16 protein-coding genes are annotated in these 14,513 nt (G+C 70.4%); 13 read left to right on the top strand and 3 right to left on the bottom strand.

All coding sequences use genetic code 11. The features are described 5' to 3' along the window. Positions 1 to 335: 335 nt before the first annotated feature. Together ABFX81_RS06200 and ABFX81_RS06195 are read left to right on the top strand one after the other, a co-directional pair. A complete protein-coding gene (locus tag ABFX81_RS06200) occupies positions 336 to 620 on the top strand; it encodes a GntR family transcriptional regulator (protein WP_346137722.1) in 285 nt (94 codons plus the stop codon). Continuing rightward, positions 617 to 769 carry a hypothetical protein gene (locus ABFX81_RS06195; protein WP_346137721.1) on the top strand — a complete coding sequence of 51 codons (153 nt, stop codon included), beginning with the start codon at positions 617 to 619 and terminating at the stop codon, positions 767 to 769. The genes ABFX81_RS06200 and ABFX81_RS06195 overlap by 4 nt, the downstream gene beginning before the upstream one ends. A gap of 137 nt (positions 770 to 906) precedes the next feature. Here ABFX81_RS06195 and ABFX81_RS06190 read toward each other — a convergent pair whose 3' ends face one another. Next, a complete protein-coding gene (locus ABFX81_RS06190; protein ID WP_086852698.1) occupies positions 907 to 1,698 on the bottom strand; it encodes an MmyB family transcriptional regulator in 792 nt (263 codons plus the stop codon). A 137-nt stretch (positions 1,699 to 1,835) separates the two neighbouring features. On the opposite strand from ABFX81_RS06190, the gene ABFX81_RS06185 reads away from it, so the two are divergent. The 5 genes from ABFX81_RS06185 to ABFX81_RS06165 all read left to right on the top strand — a co-directional run bounded on the left by ABFX81_RS06185 (position 1,836) and on the right by ABFX81_RS06165 (position 5,923). Beyond that, positions 1,836 to 2,276 carry a nuclear transport factor 2 family protein gene (locus tag ABFX81_RS06185; protein WP_346137720.1) on the top strand — a complete coding sequence of 147 codons (441 nt, stop codon included), beginning with the start codon at positions 1,836 to 1,838 and terminating at the stop codon, positions 2,274 to 2,276. Positions 2,277 to 2,386: 110 nt separating this feature from the next. Beyond that, complete coding sequence (locus tag ABFX81_RS06180; RefSeq protein WP_086852700.1) at positions 2,387 to 3,292, top strand: alcohol dehydrogenase catalytic domain-containing protein; 906 nt, start codon at positions 2,387 to 2,389, stop codon at positions 3,290 to 3,292. Positions 3,293 to 3,354: 62 nt separating this feature from the next. Then, a complete protein-coding gene (locus ABFX81_RS06175) occupies positions 3,355 to 4,416 on the top strand; it encodes an oxidoreductase (protein WP_086852702.1) in 1,062 nt (353 codons plus the stop codon). Positions 4,417 to 4,427: 11 nt separating this feature from the next. Then, positions 4,428 to 4,907: a MarR family transcriptional regulator gene (locus tag ABFX81_RS06170; protein ID WP_086852704.1), complete on the top strand. Its 480-nt coding sequence runs from the start codon at positions 4,428 to 4,430 to the stop codon at positions 4,905 to 4,907. A 107-nt stretch (positions 4,908 to 5,014) separates the two neighbouring features. After that, positions 5,015 to 5,923, top strand: a complete 909-nt coding sequence (locus tag ABFX81_RS06165) for an SDR family oxidoreductase (RefSeq protein ID WP_346137719.1) — start codon at positions 5,015 to 5,017, stop codon at positions 5,921 to 5,923. A gap of 99 nt (positions 5,924 to 6,022) precedes the next feature. Here the strand turns inward: ABFX81_RS06165 and ABFX81_RS06160 are convergent, their stop codons facing one another. Further along, positions 6,023 to 6,976, bottom strand: coding sequence for a LysR family transcriptional regulator (locus ABFX81_RS06160; protein WP_346137718.1), 954 nt, complete (start codon positions 6,974 to 6,976; stop codon positions 6,023 to 6,025). Between the two features lie 170 nt (positions 6,977 to 7,146). Here ABFX81_RS06160 and ABFX81_RS06155 point away from each other — a divergent pair, with 170 nt between their 5' ends. The 3 genes from ABFX81_RS06155 (at position 7,147) to ABFX81_RS06145 (ending at position 10,557) form a co-directional block, all read left to right on the top strand. After that, positions 7,147 to 8,268 (top strand): PrpF domain-containing protein, encoded by a 1,122-nt coding sequence (locus ABFX81_RS06155; protein WP_086852317.1) that lies wholly within the window; start codon positions 7,147 to 7,149, stop codon positions 8,266 to 8,268. A 107-nt stretch (positions 8,269 to 8,375) separates the two neighbouring features. Beyond that, on the top strand, positions 8,376 to 9,629 hold the full coding sequence (locus tag ABFX81_RS06150) for an SLC13 family permease (protein ID WP_346137717.1): 1,254 nt from the start codon (positions 8,376 to 8,378) through the stop codon (positions 9,627 to 9,629). A gap of 706 nt (positions 9,630 to 10,335) precedes the next feature. After that, complete coding sequence (locus ABFX81_RS06145; protein ID WP_346137716.1) at positions 10,336 to 10,557, top strand: GlsB/YeaQ/YmgE family stress response membrane protein; 222 nt, start codon at positions 10,336 to 10,338, stop codon at positions 10,555 to 10,557. Positions 10,558 to 10,959: 402 nt separating this feature from the next. On the opposite strand, the gene ABFX81_RS06140 is transcribed toward ABFX81_RS06145, so the two are convergent. Further along, the gene (locus ABFX81_RS06140) at positions 10,960 to 11,352 is read right to left on the bottom strand and encodes a hypothetical protein (protein ID WP_086852324.1); all 393 of its coding nucleotides are present in this window, start codon (positions 11,350 to 11,352) and stop codon (positions 10,960 to 10,962) included. Between the two features lie 810 nt (positions 11,353 to 12,162). On the opposite strand from ABFX81_RS06140, the gene ABFX81_RS06135 reads away from it, so the two are divergent. Genes ABFX81_RS06135 through chrA form a run of 3 tightly spaced genes read left to right on the top strand, consistent with a single transcriptional unit; the run spans position 12,163 to position 14,425 of the window. Continuing rightward, entirely contained in the window at positions 12,163 to 12,603 is a 441-nt protein-coding gene (locus ABFX81_RS06135; protein ID WP_086852327.1) for a Chromate resistance protein ChrB, read from the top strand. Continuing rightward, positions 12,600 to 13,031, top strand: a complete 432-nt coding sequence (locus ABFX81_RS06130) for a chromate resistance protein ChrB domain-containing protein (RefSeq protein WP_086852330.1) — start codon at positions 12,600 to 12,602, stop codon at positions 13,029 to 13,031. The genes ABFX81_RS06135 and ABFX81_RS06130 overlap by 4 nt, the downstream gene beginning before the upstream one ends. Further along, a complete protein-coding gene (gene chrA / locus ABFX81_RS06125) occupies positions 13,028 to 14,425 on the top strand; it encodes a chromate efflux transporter (RefSeq protein WP_086852332.1) in 1,398 nt (465 codons plus the stop codon). The genes ABFX81_RS06130 and chrA overlap by 4 nt, the downstream gene beginning before the upstream one ends. The last annotated feature ends 88 nt before the right edge of the window (positions 14,426 to 14,513 follow it).

The following is a 14,513-nucleotide window of genomic DNA, read 5'->3' as shown; positions in this document are numbered from 1 at the left end:
CGCGGCTCCGCGGGGTGGTGCTTCTCGCAGGTCTCCGGAGCCGTCGGCGTCGGCGATGCACACGGCCCCGGCGTTCACGCCCCGGGGCTTGCTCTCGTAGCGGCTGATGGTGCGCAGTGCCTCCGGTTTCGGGCAGCCGATGCGGTGATCGCCGGGAGCCGGACCGCAGCCGCGCGGTCTCCTCGTCGGCTGCCCACGTCCAGCAGGAAGGACCGCGCGGGAGTGTTGGCCCGGCGGCCCGCCAGGTAGGGGGCGGTCAGGTCGGGGGCGATGTGCGCGGGCAGCGGCAACGGGATGCCTTGTAGGTCGACAAACGACCAAAGGAGGGCGCCAGGATGGCCCACAAGTTCGAGTGGCAGGAGCAGCGGACGACGACGCCGGACGGCGTCTACCGCGTGCTGCGCGAGGCCATCCTCGACGGCACCGTCCCTCCTGGTGGTCAGCTGCGCGAGGCGCACATCGCCGCGGACCTCGGGATCAGCCGGTCCCCGCTGCGCGAGGCGCTGACCAGGCTGGAAGAGGACGGGCTGGTCGTGAGCAGTTCCTGTCCTCCGTCGACACCGTCACCCTGCCGGTCCAGGTCTACAACTCCCTCACCTTCGACATCGACCCCAGCGTGACCGCGATCAGCGCCATCCTCATCGCCTTCGCGATCCTCGCCCTCGCCCTGGTGGCCCTGGTCCGCTGGCTCGGCTCCGGACGGCAGAACTCCCTGCTCTCCGTCGAGAACACGGCAGGCATCGCCGCACCCGGAGGTGAAGCCGTATGACCACCAGCCCTGTCCCCGCCGGCTTGCACACCTGAGCGAGCCGGACGCAAGCGCAGGGCTCGCCCGAGCCCTGGCCGGGTGGTGCAGTGACCGGCGCACTGCGGATGCCGGGACACACCCGTAGCCGGCGTGCCGATTCAGGCGACAGCCGCGCGCAACGTGGCCGCCGTGCGCGGATCCGCCGGGAAGAACGTCTCGATGGCGATCTCGTCGAGCGTCACGTCTCGCGGCGAGCCGAACACCGTAGTTGTGTACAGCAGCGCGAGTTCGCCGTACTCGGACGACAGCCTCAGCGGAACCACCAGATCGTCCGCCGCCCCGTCCGGGGAGGGCTCGCCCCCGTCTCCCTCGGGGACGGGGTAGCTCTCCAGCTCCGCGAGCAGCTCGGCCAGACCGGCGGCCGACGTCCGTTCCAGTTGGCGGCGGACCCGGCGCAGCACGTGCGCCCGCCACTGCGCGAGGTTCCGGATGCGCCGGGACAGGCCGTCGGGGTGCAGGGTCGCCTTCAGCACGTTGAACGGCGGACGCGTCGGCTCCCCCGCCGCGTCGCCGAGGAAAACCCCCATGGCCCGGTTCGCGGCCAGCAACTCCCAGCGCACGTTGACGGCGAGCGCCGGGTTCGGCTCATGTCCGGTCAGGACGGCCTCCACCGCCGAGCGCGCCGCCCCCAGGTCGGCGAGGGCGCGCTCGGCGTGCACCGGGGCGAAGCCCGCGGCCACGTAGAGCGCGTTGCGTTCCCGCAGCGGCACGTCCAGCTCGTCGCACAGCCGCCGGATCATGTCCCGGCTGGGGTTCGCGCGCCCGGTCTCGATGCAGCTCAGGTGCCGGGTGGACAGCTCGGCGGCGAGCGACACGTCGAGCTGCGAGCGACGCCGACGCTCACGCCAGCGCCGTACCAGCACCCCGACCGGCTCGGTGGTCGTCGTCATGGGTGGAAGGTTGCCCTGCCTCACGTGCGACGGCAATGACCTCCCAGGTCATCGACAGCCCTCGCCGGCGGACCCAGAGTCGGAGCCGGATGCGCAGCTCGTAGCGCAGTGATCCACCGGACGAAGGGACACCGGCCATGACCGAGTCGACAGCACAGTCCGAGCCCCGGACCAAGACCGAGACCGAGACCGTCGTCGAGCAACTCGAACAGCTCGAGCAGTACGTGCGGTTCTGGAACGCCGGCACTGAGCGGGAGCAGCGCCGACTCGCGGCCACGGCCCTCGCTGATGGCGTCGAGTACCGCGCGGAGATCGGGGTCCTCAGCGGGGCACAGGCATTGATGGACTTCCGGAACCAGTTCGTCGCTCACGTGGGCACCGCTGCGCTTCGCCTGCGTGAGCGGCCCCAGGTCCACCACCGCCGCGCCAGGCTCCAGTGGGAGATCCTGACCGGCGACGGCGTGTCCTTCGCCACGGGAACCGATGTGATCCAGTTCGACCGGGACGGCCGGATCAGCTCCGTCACCGCGTTTCTCGACCGGGCTCCCGCGGGCTTCGACGCCGAGGCACATCGCTAGGGCCCTGCCGGGACGTACTGGTCACAGCAAATACTTGGCTAGCCACATAATCACTGTTACGTTATGTGTCTAGCCACCTAATTGGTGGCGACGCCCAAAGAGGAGTCGTCATGAAAGCCATCCTGTTCGACCGTTTCGGCGGCACCGAAGTGCTGCGCGAGACGGACATCGAGGTTCCTCAGCCCGGCCCCGGCCAGATCCGCGTCCGTGTCAAGGCGGCCGGGCTGAACGCCCTGGACGGCAAGATCCGCTCCGGGGCACTGGAGGCCGTGTTCCCGACGCCACTGCCCTCCGTGCCCGGTCACGAGCTCGCCGGCGTGGTGGACGCCCTGGGTGAGGGTGTGCGGGACATACAGGTGGGTGACGAGGTGCTGGGCTGGTCGGACACCGGCTCGTACGCCGAGTACGCTCTGGCCACCACCGTGGCCCCCAAGCCCGCCGGCCTCGACTGGCAGCACGCGGTCGCACTGCCCGTGGCGGGCGAGACGGCCGAGCGGGTCCTGAACCTGCTGGGCGTCACCGCCGGGGAGACCGTGCTGATGCACGGCGCGGCGGGAGCGGTCGGAACCCTGGCGGTCCAGCTCGCCACGGCCCGCGGAGCGCGTGTCATCGGCACCGCCGGACCCGCCAACCAGGAATACCTCGCCGCGCTCGGCGCCACCGCGACCGTTTACGGCGAGGGCCTGGTCGAGCGGGTCCGGACGCTCGCCCCCGACGGCGTGGACGCGGTGTTCGACCTGGCCGGGAAGGGGGCCCTCGAGGACTCCATCGCCCTGCGCGGCGGCACCGAACGCATCGTCACCATCGCCGACTTCGGCGCGCACCAGCTCGGCATCACCTTCGCCAACGGCCCCCAGGAACGCTCGTCCACCCGCCTGGCCGCCCTGGCCCAGGACGCCGCGACCGGCAAGATCGTCACCACCGTCACCGCCTACCCGCTCGACCAGGCGGCCACGGCCCAGCAGATCAGCGACGCCGGGCATATCCGGGGCAAGCTCGTCCTCACCCTCGACTGATCACGCCGCCTCTCTTCCCCCCCCAGCGACCACCTGGTCATCACCACACCGAAGGACCACGCATGCTGAACTCCCTGTGGACACCGACCACCGTCGGCGCCATCTCCCTCCCCCACCGCCTGGTCATGGCCCCCATGACCCGTGACCGCTCCACCCCTGAAGGTGTACCCACCGAGCTGAACGCCGAGTACTACGCCCAGCGGGCCTCGCACGCGCTGATCATCACCGAGGGCACCCAGCCCTCCCCCGACGGACAGGGCTACCTCCTCACCCCCGGCATCCACAATGACGAGCAGATCGCCGGGTGGCGCAAGGTCACCGACGCCGTGCACGCGGCCGACGGCCGGATCGTCATCCAGCTGATGCACACCGGACGCATCGCCCACCCCGACAACACCCCCCACGGGCGCCTGCCGGTCGCCCCTTCGGCGATCCGGCCGGAGGGCGCGATGTTCACCGTGTCCGGGCCCCAGGAGATGCCGACACCCCGTGCTCTGTCGACGCGGGAGGTCGCGGCGACCGTCGACGACTTCCGCCGCGCCGCAGCGGCCGCCGTCGCGGCAGGCGCCGACGGAGTGGAGATCCACGGCGCCAACGGCTACCTGGTGCACCAGTTCCTGTCCGACAACACCAACCAGCGCACCGACCGCTACGGCGGCTCCCTCGACAACCGCATCCGCTTCGCAGTCGAGGTCGCGTCTGCCGTGGCCGACGAGATCGGTGCCGACCGCACCGGTCTGCGCATCTCCCCCGGCAACCCCTACAACGACATCGCCGAGTCCGACACCGCCGAGCTGTATCCGGCGCTCATGCGCGCCCTCAGCCCGCTCGGCCTCGCCTACCTCCACGTCCTCCACCCGGGCGACGACGCGCTCCTGGAAACCCTGCGCGCACTGTGGCCGGCCACGCTGATCCTCAACCGGGCCGGCAGCGACCTGCCCACCCGAGCCAAGGACATCGACCACGGCAGGGCCGACCTCGTCTCGGTCGGCGCCCTCGCGCTCGCCAACCCGGACCTGGTCGAGCGGCTACGCTCTGACGCGCCGCTGAACACCCCCGACCCGGCGACCTTCTACGGCGGCGGAGCAGCCGGCTACACCGACTACCCCACTCACACCGTCTGAGGAACCGAACCATGCCCGCCCCCACACCTCGCATCCCCACCACGGCCGGCGAGGGGCCGATGAGCTACGCGATCTTCCAGCTCGCCCGCGCTCACCGCGCCCGCGCCGCCGCCATGCTCCGCGAGATGGACCTGCATCCCGGGCAGGAGCTGCTGCTGATGCAGCTCCTGGACCGGGACGGCCAGACCCAGTCCGAGCTGCTCGAAAGCGTCGGCCTGGACCACTCCACCGTCTCCAAGTCCCTGCGCCGCATGCAGGACGCCGGCCTGCTCGTCCGCGAGCCGGCCGAACACGACCGGCGGGTCATGGTCGTCCACCTCACCGACAAGGGCCGTGCCATGCGCGAACCCCTGGCAGCCATGTGGCGGGCCCTGGAGGAGACCTCCGCGCAGAACCTGTCGGCGCAGCAGGCGGAGACCTTCGTCCGCACCGCCTACGCCATCGCCGACGCGATCAACACCCGCGCAGTTCCGCGGGAAGAGTCCGAGTAACTCGCGCTGCACGAATCCCATTTCGGCCTGGGTCAGCCCAGCCCTGCCCTGCCCTGCCCTGCCCTGCCAAGCTCCCCCACTGCTGACCTGATGGAAGTGAAACCCCCATGACCACCACCCTCCCGGTGCTCGTCGTCGGAGCGACCGGCTCCCTCGGAGGCAAGGTCGTCGACGAACTGCTCAAGCGCGGTAAGAACGTCCGCGCCCTGGTCCGGCCGACCACCGACGCGAGCAGGCTCGAAGGCCGGGGCGTCGAGATCGCCCGCGGCGACATGCTCGACGTCGACTCGCTCGTCGCCGCCATGAACGGCGCCGATGCCGTCGTCACCACCGCCGCCGGTTACACCCGCGGCGGCAAGAACGCGCACGACATCGACACCGTCGGCAACGCGAATCTCGCAGAGGCCGCCCATCGCGCAGGCATCCGGCGGTTCGTCCTGACCAGCATCCTCACCAGCGACCGGACGCCCCAAGTCCCGCACTTCTGGCACAAGAAGCTCGCCGAGGACAAGCTCGAACAGCTCGGCGTCCCGTTCGTCGCACTGCGCCCGGGGGCGTTCCTGGACCAGATCGCGAGCATGGCGGGCGACCCGGTCGACAAGGGCCGCCTTATGTGGATCGGCAAGACCACGGTCCCGCTGACCTTCGTCCACACCTCCGACCTCGCGGCGTACCTGGCGGCCGCCGTCGACGCCGAGGCCGACGACGGTGAGCGCGTCGACATCGGCTGGGACCGTCCGGTCAGCATGCGCGAGGTGGCCGGCCTGATGGGCGGCCGGGCCGGTGAGAAGATCAAGGTGTGGGCCGTCCCCTCCGTCGTCGCCCGCGCCGCAGGAGCCGTCGCCGGCCGCTTCATGCCCCTGGTCAAGGACATGGCCGCGATGTTCGGCTGGTTCGACAGCGGCCGCTACGTCGCCGACCCCCGCCGCCAGGAGCAGCTGTTCGGCCCCGCCCCCACGGCCGAGGAGGCCCTCGCCCGGTTCACCGACGAGCTGGGCACGACGCGGCACCGCTGACGGTCCCCCCCGGCGACTCCCCCCCAGCCGACTACGCCCGCAGGCACGACTTGTCGGTCCAAGATCAGTCAGATCGGCAGCTCGAGCCCCGCCGGACCGTCAGCCCCGCCGGACCGCCCCGAGCTGGGCCCGGTGCAGGTCCGGGGCGGTGAATCGCTGCGCCACCGTGCGCAGGACGCGGGCCATCGCCTGGGCGGGTGGGGTGGCGGGCCGTGCCGCGGCGCGTGCGAGGAGGATGCGGCGGGTGGGGGCCGGGACGTCGGAGGCGAACGGCAGGAGGCGTACGTCGCTGCGCCGGCTGGTGAGGGCCAGGCGAGGTGCGAGCGCGATGCCGAGACCGGCGGCGACCATGGCCTGCGCCTCCTGGTAGTCGTGCGACGAGTAGGCGATACGCGGCTCGAATCCCGCCTGGCGACAGCTTCGGCGCAGGACGTCGGCGACGGGATGGTTGTCGGCGCGGATGATCCACTCCTGGTCGGCGAGGTCGCCGAGGCGCACGGAGGGATGTGTGCGCAGGGGTGAGTCGGCGGGGACGACCAGCACTGTGGGGTCGTCCAGCAGGTGGGTGAGGGTGAGCGCCGGATCGTCGAGGCGGTTCCATTCGTAGTCCCAGAGCAGCCCCTGCTCCACCTCGCCGGTGTGCAGCATCTCCCTGAGTTCCGCGAGGACTCCGGCGCGTACCTCGATGCGGATGCCGGCGTGGCGACGTCGGAACCGCGTGAGCGCCAACGGCAGCAGGGACGCGCTCGCCGTGGGGAAGGAACCGAGCCGCAAGGTGCCCTCGTCGAGGGCGGTGAAGGAGTCCAGGTCGGCCTGGGCGGCACGGAGTTCACGGCGGATGGCCTGGCCGCGTTCGGCCAGCGCGGCACCCGCCGGGGTGGGGCGGATACCGCGGGGCAGCCGCTCGATGAGGGGCTGCCCCGCCTCCTGTTCCAGCAAGGACATCTGCTGGGAGGCGGCGGAGGTCGTCATGCCGAGGGCTTCCGCCGCGGCGGTGAGTGAACCGCGTTCGGTGGCCTCGGTGAGCAGCAGCAGACGGCGCACGTTGAGCATGCCGCCGACTTTAGCTGAGCTAAACCCAGGTGAAGCGTACTGCGATTGTTCCGAAGTCATGCCTCTGCGAAGGTCTCCGCAATCGCCGGGCGGTTCACCGGTTCGCAAGGCGTCCGTAACCGCTGCCTCGGCCCTTTCCCTACCTCCGTTGATCCAGGAAGAGCCTCAACGTGCACATTCCCGCGACCCTGGTGCGTGGCGGCACAAGCAAGTGCTGGCTGTTCAACCAGGTCGAAGTCCCTGCCGACCGTGGTGACCTCGAAAGGCTGCTGGTCGCCGCGTACGGCGCCACCGATCCCGTGGAGCTGGACGGGGTGGGCGGGGCAACCCCCACCACCTCGAAAGCGGCCGTGGTCAGCGCCTCACCCCAGCCCGGCGTCGACGTCGACTACCTGTTCGCTCAAGTCGGCATCGGGACGGGCTCGGTGGAGTGGACGAGCAACTGCGGCAACTGCGCCACCGGCGTCGCCCTGTACGCCGTGACCAAGGGAATGGTTCCGGTCACCGGCGACCGGACGCGCGTGGTGATGCGCAACACCAACACCGGCGCGGTCCTCGAAGGGATCGTCGACACCCCCGGAGGCGTGGTGCACCACTTCGGCCGCCAGACGGTACCCGGCACCCGTGCCGGCGGGGTCGCGGTCGGCCTCACCTTCCGCGACCCGGCCGGTGGCACCGCCGGTTCGATGCTCCCCACCGGCCAGGCCGCCCAGGACCTGCGGGTCGGCGCCGCCGGGCCGGTACGCGTGAGCATGGTGACCGCGGGAGCTCCGGTCGTCCTCGTCGACGCCGCCAGTGCCGGGCGTACCGGTGCCGAGTCACTGGAGCGGATGAGCGCGGACGTCCCCTGGCTGCGCAGCGTCCGTCATACCGCCGCACCCCTGATGGGGCTGCGCCGGCCGGGTGAGGAACCGGGCGACGCGGTGCCCAAGGTGGGCCTGGTCGGGCCGCCGGTGCCGTACACCACCACCCTCGGTGAACCGATCGGTGCCGAGGACTACGACGTGTCGGTGCGCATGCTCACCATGAACGCCCCGCACCCCGCGATCGGCCTGACCTCCGCCGTCGCCGTCGCGGCGGCCGGGCTGCTGGAGGGGTCCGTGGTCTCCCGGACCACGGGCGGCCCGACCGACGAGTGGTTGCGCCTCGGCACGCCCGCCGGCGTCGTCGCGGTCCGCTGCACCGATGTGAGGGACGGCCTGCCGCACCGGGTCACCGTGCAGCGCGCGGCCCGTCTGCTCGCCGACGCCCGCATCTACGTACCGGAAGCAGGCAGCCCGCAAGCCGCCTGAGCCGCGACGAACATCACCTCGGTCAGGCCGGTTCCCCGCCGTCCGCACCGGGATACCCTCGCGCCCCCAGGGCGCGCCACCCCGTCCCCACCGCACCAAGGACAAAGATGTCTGTTGAAGTGATCTCCATAGGCGCCCTGCTGGTGATGTTCGTGGTCGGCACCGTGCTGCCGATCAACCTGGGCATCCTCGCCTTCGTCGCCACCTTCGCGGTCGGAACCGCCTCGCTCGGCCTCACCGAGGACGAGATCTTCGAGGGGTTCCCGGCGAAGCTCTTCGTCACCATCGTCGGAGTCACCTACCTGTTCTCCGTCGCCCGCCGCAACGGCACCATCGACTGGCTCGTCGCGGCCGGGGTGCGGCTGGTACGCGGCAAGGTGGAACTCATCCCCTGGGTGCTGTTCCTGGTGGCCGCCCTGCTGACGGCGTTCGGCACGTTCACCCCGGCCGCGGTCGCGATCCTCGCGCCGATCGGCATGAACTTCGCCTACCGCTACAAGCTGAACCCGCTGGTCGTCGGCATGATGGTGATCAGCGGCGGGCACGCGGGCGCATTCTCCCCGCTGGCCGTCTCCGGTGCGCTGGTGCTCGGCCTCGTCGACGAGACCGACTTGCAGGTTTCCGCGGTGGCGCTGTTCAGCGCCAGCTTCGTGATCAACCTGGTGCTCTCGATCCTCACCTACGCCCTGCTCGCCAAGCGTCCCGCGCCGCTGATCGAGGGCGCCGCGGAGGCAGCAGACGACGAGGACGTCGCCGTCTCGGGCAGGCCCGACTGGCGGCAGTGGCTCACCCTCGCCTCTCTGGTGGCCCTCGTCGTCGGCGCGCTCGGTTTCCACCTGGAGATCGGCTTCCTCGCGCTGGCTGCCGGCGCCCTGCTCGCCCTGGTGGACATGAAGCGGCAGGAGAAGGCCGTGGACGGCGTCAGCTGGTCCACCCTGCTTCTGGTCGCGGGCATGATGACGTACATCGCGATGCTGGAGAAGGCCGGCATCATCGAGAAGATCTCCGAACATGCCGCCGACCTGGGCGCCCCGCTCATCGTCGCCCTGCTGCTGTGCTTCACCGTGGCCATCACCTCCGCCTTCGCCTCCTCCACCGCGATTCTCACAGCGATCATCCCCATCGCCGTACCGCTGCTGCTCTCCAGCCACCTCAGCGCCGCCGGACTGATCGCCGCGCTCGCCGTCTCCACGACGATCGTCGACACCTCTCCCTTCTCGACCAACGGAGCACTCGTCCTCAGCAACGCCCGCGGGGTGGACACCCGCCGCTTCTACCGCCAGGTCATCGGCTACACCGGCGGAATCGTCGTCCTCGGCCCCGTCGTCGCCTGGGGCGCCCTGGTCCTGCCCTGGGCATAGCGCACACCGGGCGGGCCGCCTGAGGTCTGCCATGCACGTCCACGCCAAGTTCGGCGTCGCCGACCGCACGGGCGCTGACGCGCCTCCCACCAGTGCACGACCAGAGCACACTCGGCCGGCACCATCAGCCCCAGGCAGCCACCGGCACGAACGAACTGTCCTGCCGGGATGTTCTGGCGTTGTCTGGGCACCGCGCTGACCTGCGCGATAGCCCCGACACACACGCTGTGACAGCTAAGCCCGGGGGTCGTTTGCTCAGTCCGTCGGGCAGGCGAGGACGCATCATGGCAGCTCATGCCTCCTACGCTGTGAGCGCAGTAGCAACGCCGCCTCATGCTGCCCCGCAGGAGACGGATGCCGAACAGTTCATCGAAGGAATCCGGTGCGTTTTCCCAGTCCACTTCTAGAGCGAAGCCGTACGTCCCGTACGCCTCGGAACGTCGCCGTGGCGGCGACCATGACTCCTTTGGCACGTGCTCTGTCTTACGAGCCGGCCGTACTCCTCGGCCGGGGAGTCCAACCACTCCGGTGACGGTGGCGCAGCGCGTACGCCGCCTTCAGCAGGCCATAAGCCCCGGCCAGGCGTCTCACGCACTCCACGGGCCGACCCTATTTCGAACGAGCACCCGAACGTCACCAACGACCGAGGGATGCCGGACCCGTCACGGAGATCTCAGGTGCCATCAGCGCGATCGTCATCGGCATCGTGGTCAGTTTCCTCGGCCGACTCCTCGTCCCCGGTCGCCAGCGCATCGGCATCCTCTGGACGATCCTGTTCGGCGTCGTCGCCGCGTTCATCGGCACCGGCATCGCCTCCGGCCTCGGCGTCGCCGACACCAACGGTGTCGACTGGGTCGAGTGGCTCATCCAGATCGCCCTCGCCGCCCTCGGCGTGGCCGCGGTCAGCAAGGTGAAGCTGCGGCACTGAGGCTTGTCCCCTGCTCTTGAAGCCGGCCTGCGGGTCATTCGCCCGCAAGGCCGGCTCCGGCTGCCCGGTCTCCTTGTGCTCTCCGTCCTCGTCGCGCCGCATGGGCCATAGCTGCCACACCAGAAGACTCGCCGCTACCAGCCCGGCGACGCCCCAAAGAATGTTCTGGGCAGACGTGACGAAGGCAATGATTCCGCCACCTTCGGCAGCGGAAGCGTAGTAATCGGGTGCATGGCTCGATTCGACTCGCAGGGCGTGGTCAGCGGTGGATGCCGGGCAGCTCTGAGCCGCCCGGCACATCGCGATGAGATGTGCGGACACAGCGGTCACTCCGGTGTCAAAGAGGAAGACGCACCGCGGTCATGTGCGGGCGCGTTGACGTGACGGGGCGAGTACGCCGTACTAGGGCGCGCAGGGCTGCACACGGTGCATCAAAACCGTGAGAGCGCACGACCGAGGGAGGGCCACCGCGGGAAGAGGGGGCCGGGGTGGCTGCTGAGGCGCCATACCGGTCAGACGCAGGACGAGCCCGATGACGTACAGCAAGCAGTCCCACCAGCGATGGGCGGTGGCGGCTACGGCGTACATGAGGCGTGCGGGCAGGTCGGAGGCGCTGCGGAAGGCATGGGTCAGAGCCAAGGCCGCCACGAAGTTCAGGGCCACCATGGCGAGGGCGTTGTGGTGGATGGCGGAGGGCAGTCGGACGTGGTCGTCGAGCACCGGGGCCGCGATGTCGCTGTCGGTGAACTCCAGCCAAAGAGGCAGCAGCGCCTGGACGGCAGCGAGGGCGAACATGCTCCTGCCGTTCGCTCCGGACCGCAGGACGGGACCGGCGCAGCCCGCAAGAACTACGACCGACAATGCAAGAGCTCGCCAGGACATGGACGAGTCGGTCGTCGCGTGATGCAGCCCAGCGGCCAGAGCGACGCCGGCTACCGCGAACCCGACCGCGCGTACGGCGGTACCGCCTGCGGTGCGAACGAGTGCGTGATGAACCGACATGTCCGGACCATCATGACGCATCATGAGCGCGCCGCGGCGCCATAGTGGCATTCCGGCATCCCGCCCCCGACAACCGACCAGTTCTCAGGCGCTGCCCGATCAGTAGACGTAGACGTCGGCGAGCAATGCAGCCAGCCCCGCGAGCAGTGCATATCCGACAGCGCGGCGTGCGAGTTCTGTAGCGAGTGGACCCAGGCCGTACGCCAGACCGCCACAGCGAGGGCGAACACCCAGGAGCCGGCGTCCTGCCAACTGACCGGGAACACGGCGATCGGCGCATCGGTGAAGAACGGTTCTACGTGTGCGGCGCGGAGCATGGCGTTCCACAGAATCGGCCCCGCCGCGATGGGGCCGATTGCCCCCCGTGACGATCACAGCGATGCGGCGGCCTCGGATGACGGCGGCCAGCAGCACAGCGGCGAAGACGGCCGACAGGGCGGCTCCGTATCCGGTCTGATCCCAGCCGATCATGACACCTCCTACCCATCAGCGATGTAACCGTGGTTACATACGCCTGCGTGAAGGAGGTGCCTGTGTCGTGACCGCGCAGTCCCAGCCCCGGGCACAGCCCAGCCGGGCGAATGGGTCCTGCTGTCCTATCGGATGCCCCGCGAACCCTCCACGCCCCGCATCGCGGTCTGGCGCAAGCTGAAGCGGCTCGGGGTCGCCCAGCTCTCCGACGGTCTGGTGGCGCTGCCCGCCGATGCCCGTACGCGCGAGCAGTTGGAGTGGATCGCGGACGAGGCGATCGAGGCCGGCGGCGCCGCCTCGATCTGGCTGGCCCGGCCGGCCGCCTTCGCCCAGGAACGGGAGCTGGCCGCCGGCATGGCCGAGGCGCGGGCCGCCGAGTACCGAGCCGTGATCGACCAGGCCGACCAGGCCGCAGACGGCACCAACACCGCAGCCGCCGTACGCAAGCTGCGCGCCGGGTTGCGGCGCATCGGCCGTCGCGACTTCTTCCCGCCGCCCGAACGCGACCTGGCGCACGCCGCCGTCCGCGCCCTGGCCGAGCGGACCGAATCACCTCAGGAGGAGAAAGCATGAAGTGGGCGACCCGCGCCGGCATCCACATCGACCGGGCCGCCTGCGCCTGGCTGATCCGCCGACACGTCGACAAGGAGGCGGAGTTCGTCTTCGTCACCGATCCCGCACAAGTCCCCGAAGGCGCGACCCCGTTCGACATGCGTGGCGTGGAACTCGGGCACCACGGCGGGGACTGCTCGTTCGAGACGATCCTGCGCCGGTACGAATTGACCGATCCGGTGCTGTGGAAGCTGGCCGAGATCGTGCACGAGGCCGATCTCGACGACGAACGCTACGACGCCCCCGAGGCGCCCGGCCTGGACGTCGTCCTGCGCGGCTTGTCCATGATCTGCGACGACGAGCGGATCCTGGAACTGACCGGGCCCCTCTTCGACGGGCTGTACGAGTACCACCGCCGCGCCACGCTGATCGGGCGTGATCCCGCGTGAGCGCCTCGCAGACCACGGCCGGGAACACGGCGGAGTCCGCCGCCGTACGTGATGTCGTGCCGTTCCGGACGGCGGTGCGCACCTGGTTCGCGATATCCCTGCAGACCTTCGGAGGTCCGGCCGGGCAGATCGCGGTGATGCAGCGCGCGCTGGTGGAGGAGAAGCGGTGGATCGGCCAGCAGCGGTTCAACCACGCTCTGAGCTACTGCATGCTGCTGCCGGGTCCTGAGGCCCAGCAACTCGCCGTCTACGTCGGCTGGTTGCTCAACGGTACTCGTGGCGGCCTGGCCGCGGGCACTCTCTTCGTCCTGCCTGGCGTCGTCGCCCTGCTCGCGCTGTCGGCGCTGTACGTCGCGTTCGGTACGACCGCCGCCGTCACCGGGCTGTTCGCCGGGCTCGCCCCGGCCGTGGTCGTCATCGTCGCCCAGGCGGTGTGGCGGGTGGGCCGACGGTCCCTGACCCACCCCGCCCTCATCGCGCTCGCAGTCGCATCCTTCGCCGCGCTCGCCCTGTTCGCCGTCCCCTTCCCGCTGGTGGTTGCGGTGGCCGCGCTCATCGGCTGGCTGCTGGCCCGCCTCGCCCCGCAGACCCTGCGCCCGGCCGCCGCGCACGCCGCCGACGACGGCCCACCACCACTGATCGCCGACGACGCGTTGCACGCCGAACGCCCCAGCCGTCATCGGGCGTTGCGCATCCTCGGGCTCGGCCTGTTGTTGTGGGGCGCGCCGCTCGCCGCGGTGGCGGTCCTCACAGGTACCGGAAGTGTCTTCACCACCCAGGGCCTGTTCTTCTCCGGCACCGCCCTGGTCACCTTCGGCGGCGCCTACGCCGTCCTGGCCTACGTAGCCCAGCAGGCGGTCCAACACTACGGCTGGCTCGGCGCGGGCGAGATGGTCCGCGGCCTCGCTCTCGCGGAGACCACGCCAGGGCCTTTGATCATGGTGGTGCAGTTCGTGGCCTTCCTCGGCGCCTACCGGGATCCTGGCGCCCTCAACCCCTGGGCCGCTGCCCTGCTCGGCGCGCTGCTGACCACGTGGGTCACCTTCGTGCCCTGCTTCCTGTTCATCTTCCTCGGCGCTCCCTACATCGAGCGCCTGCGCGGCAACCGGTCTGTGTCCGCCGCGCTGACGGGCATCACGGCGGCCGTCGTCGGCGTCATCGCCAATCTCGCCGTCTACTTCGCGCTCCACACCTGGTTCGCGAACGTCGACGACCGTACCTGGGGGCCGCTGCACCTCCAGCTCCCCGACCTGTCCACCGTGCGGCCCACCGCCTTGGCCATCACCTGCGCCGCCCTGGTCATGGTCTTCGCACTGAAGTGGAGCGTCCTGCGCGTCCTCGGCGTCTGCGCCGTCCTCGGTCTTGCAGTGGCCGGGGTGACGGCCCTCGGCTGACATGGCACCAAGGGTCAGCCAGGCAAGCGGCAATCCGGACGAGCCGTCTCTTTGGGGATCCCACCCCGCCCACGCCCGGTCATGCCTG

It is taken from the genome of Streptomyces coeruleofuscus, from assembly GCF_039532725.1.
GTDB lineage: Bacteria > Actinomycetota > Actinomycetes > Streptomycetales > Streptomycetaceae > Streptomyces > Streptomyces coeruleofuscus.
This window is presented reverse-complemented; position numbering and strand designations above follow the sequence as displayed.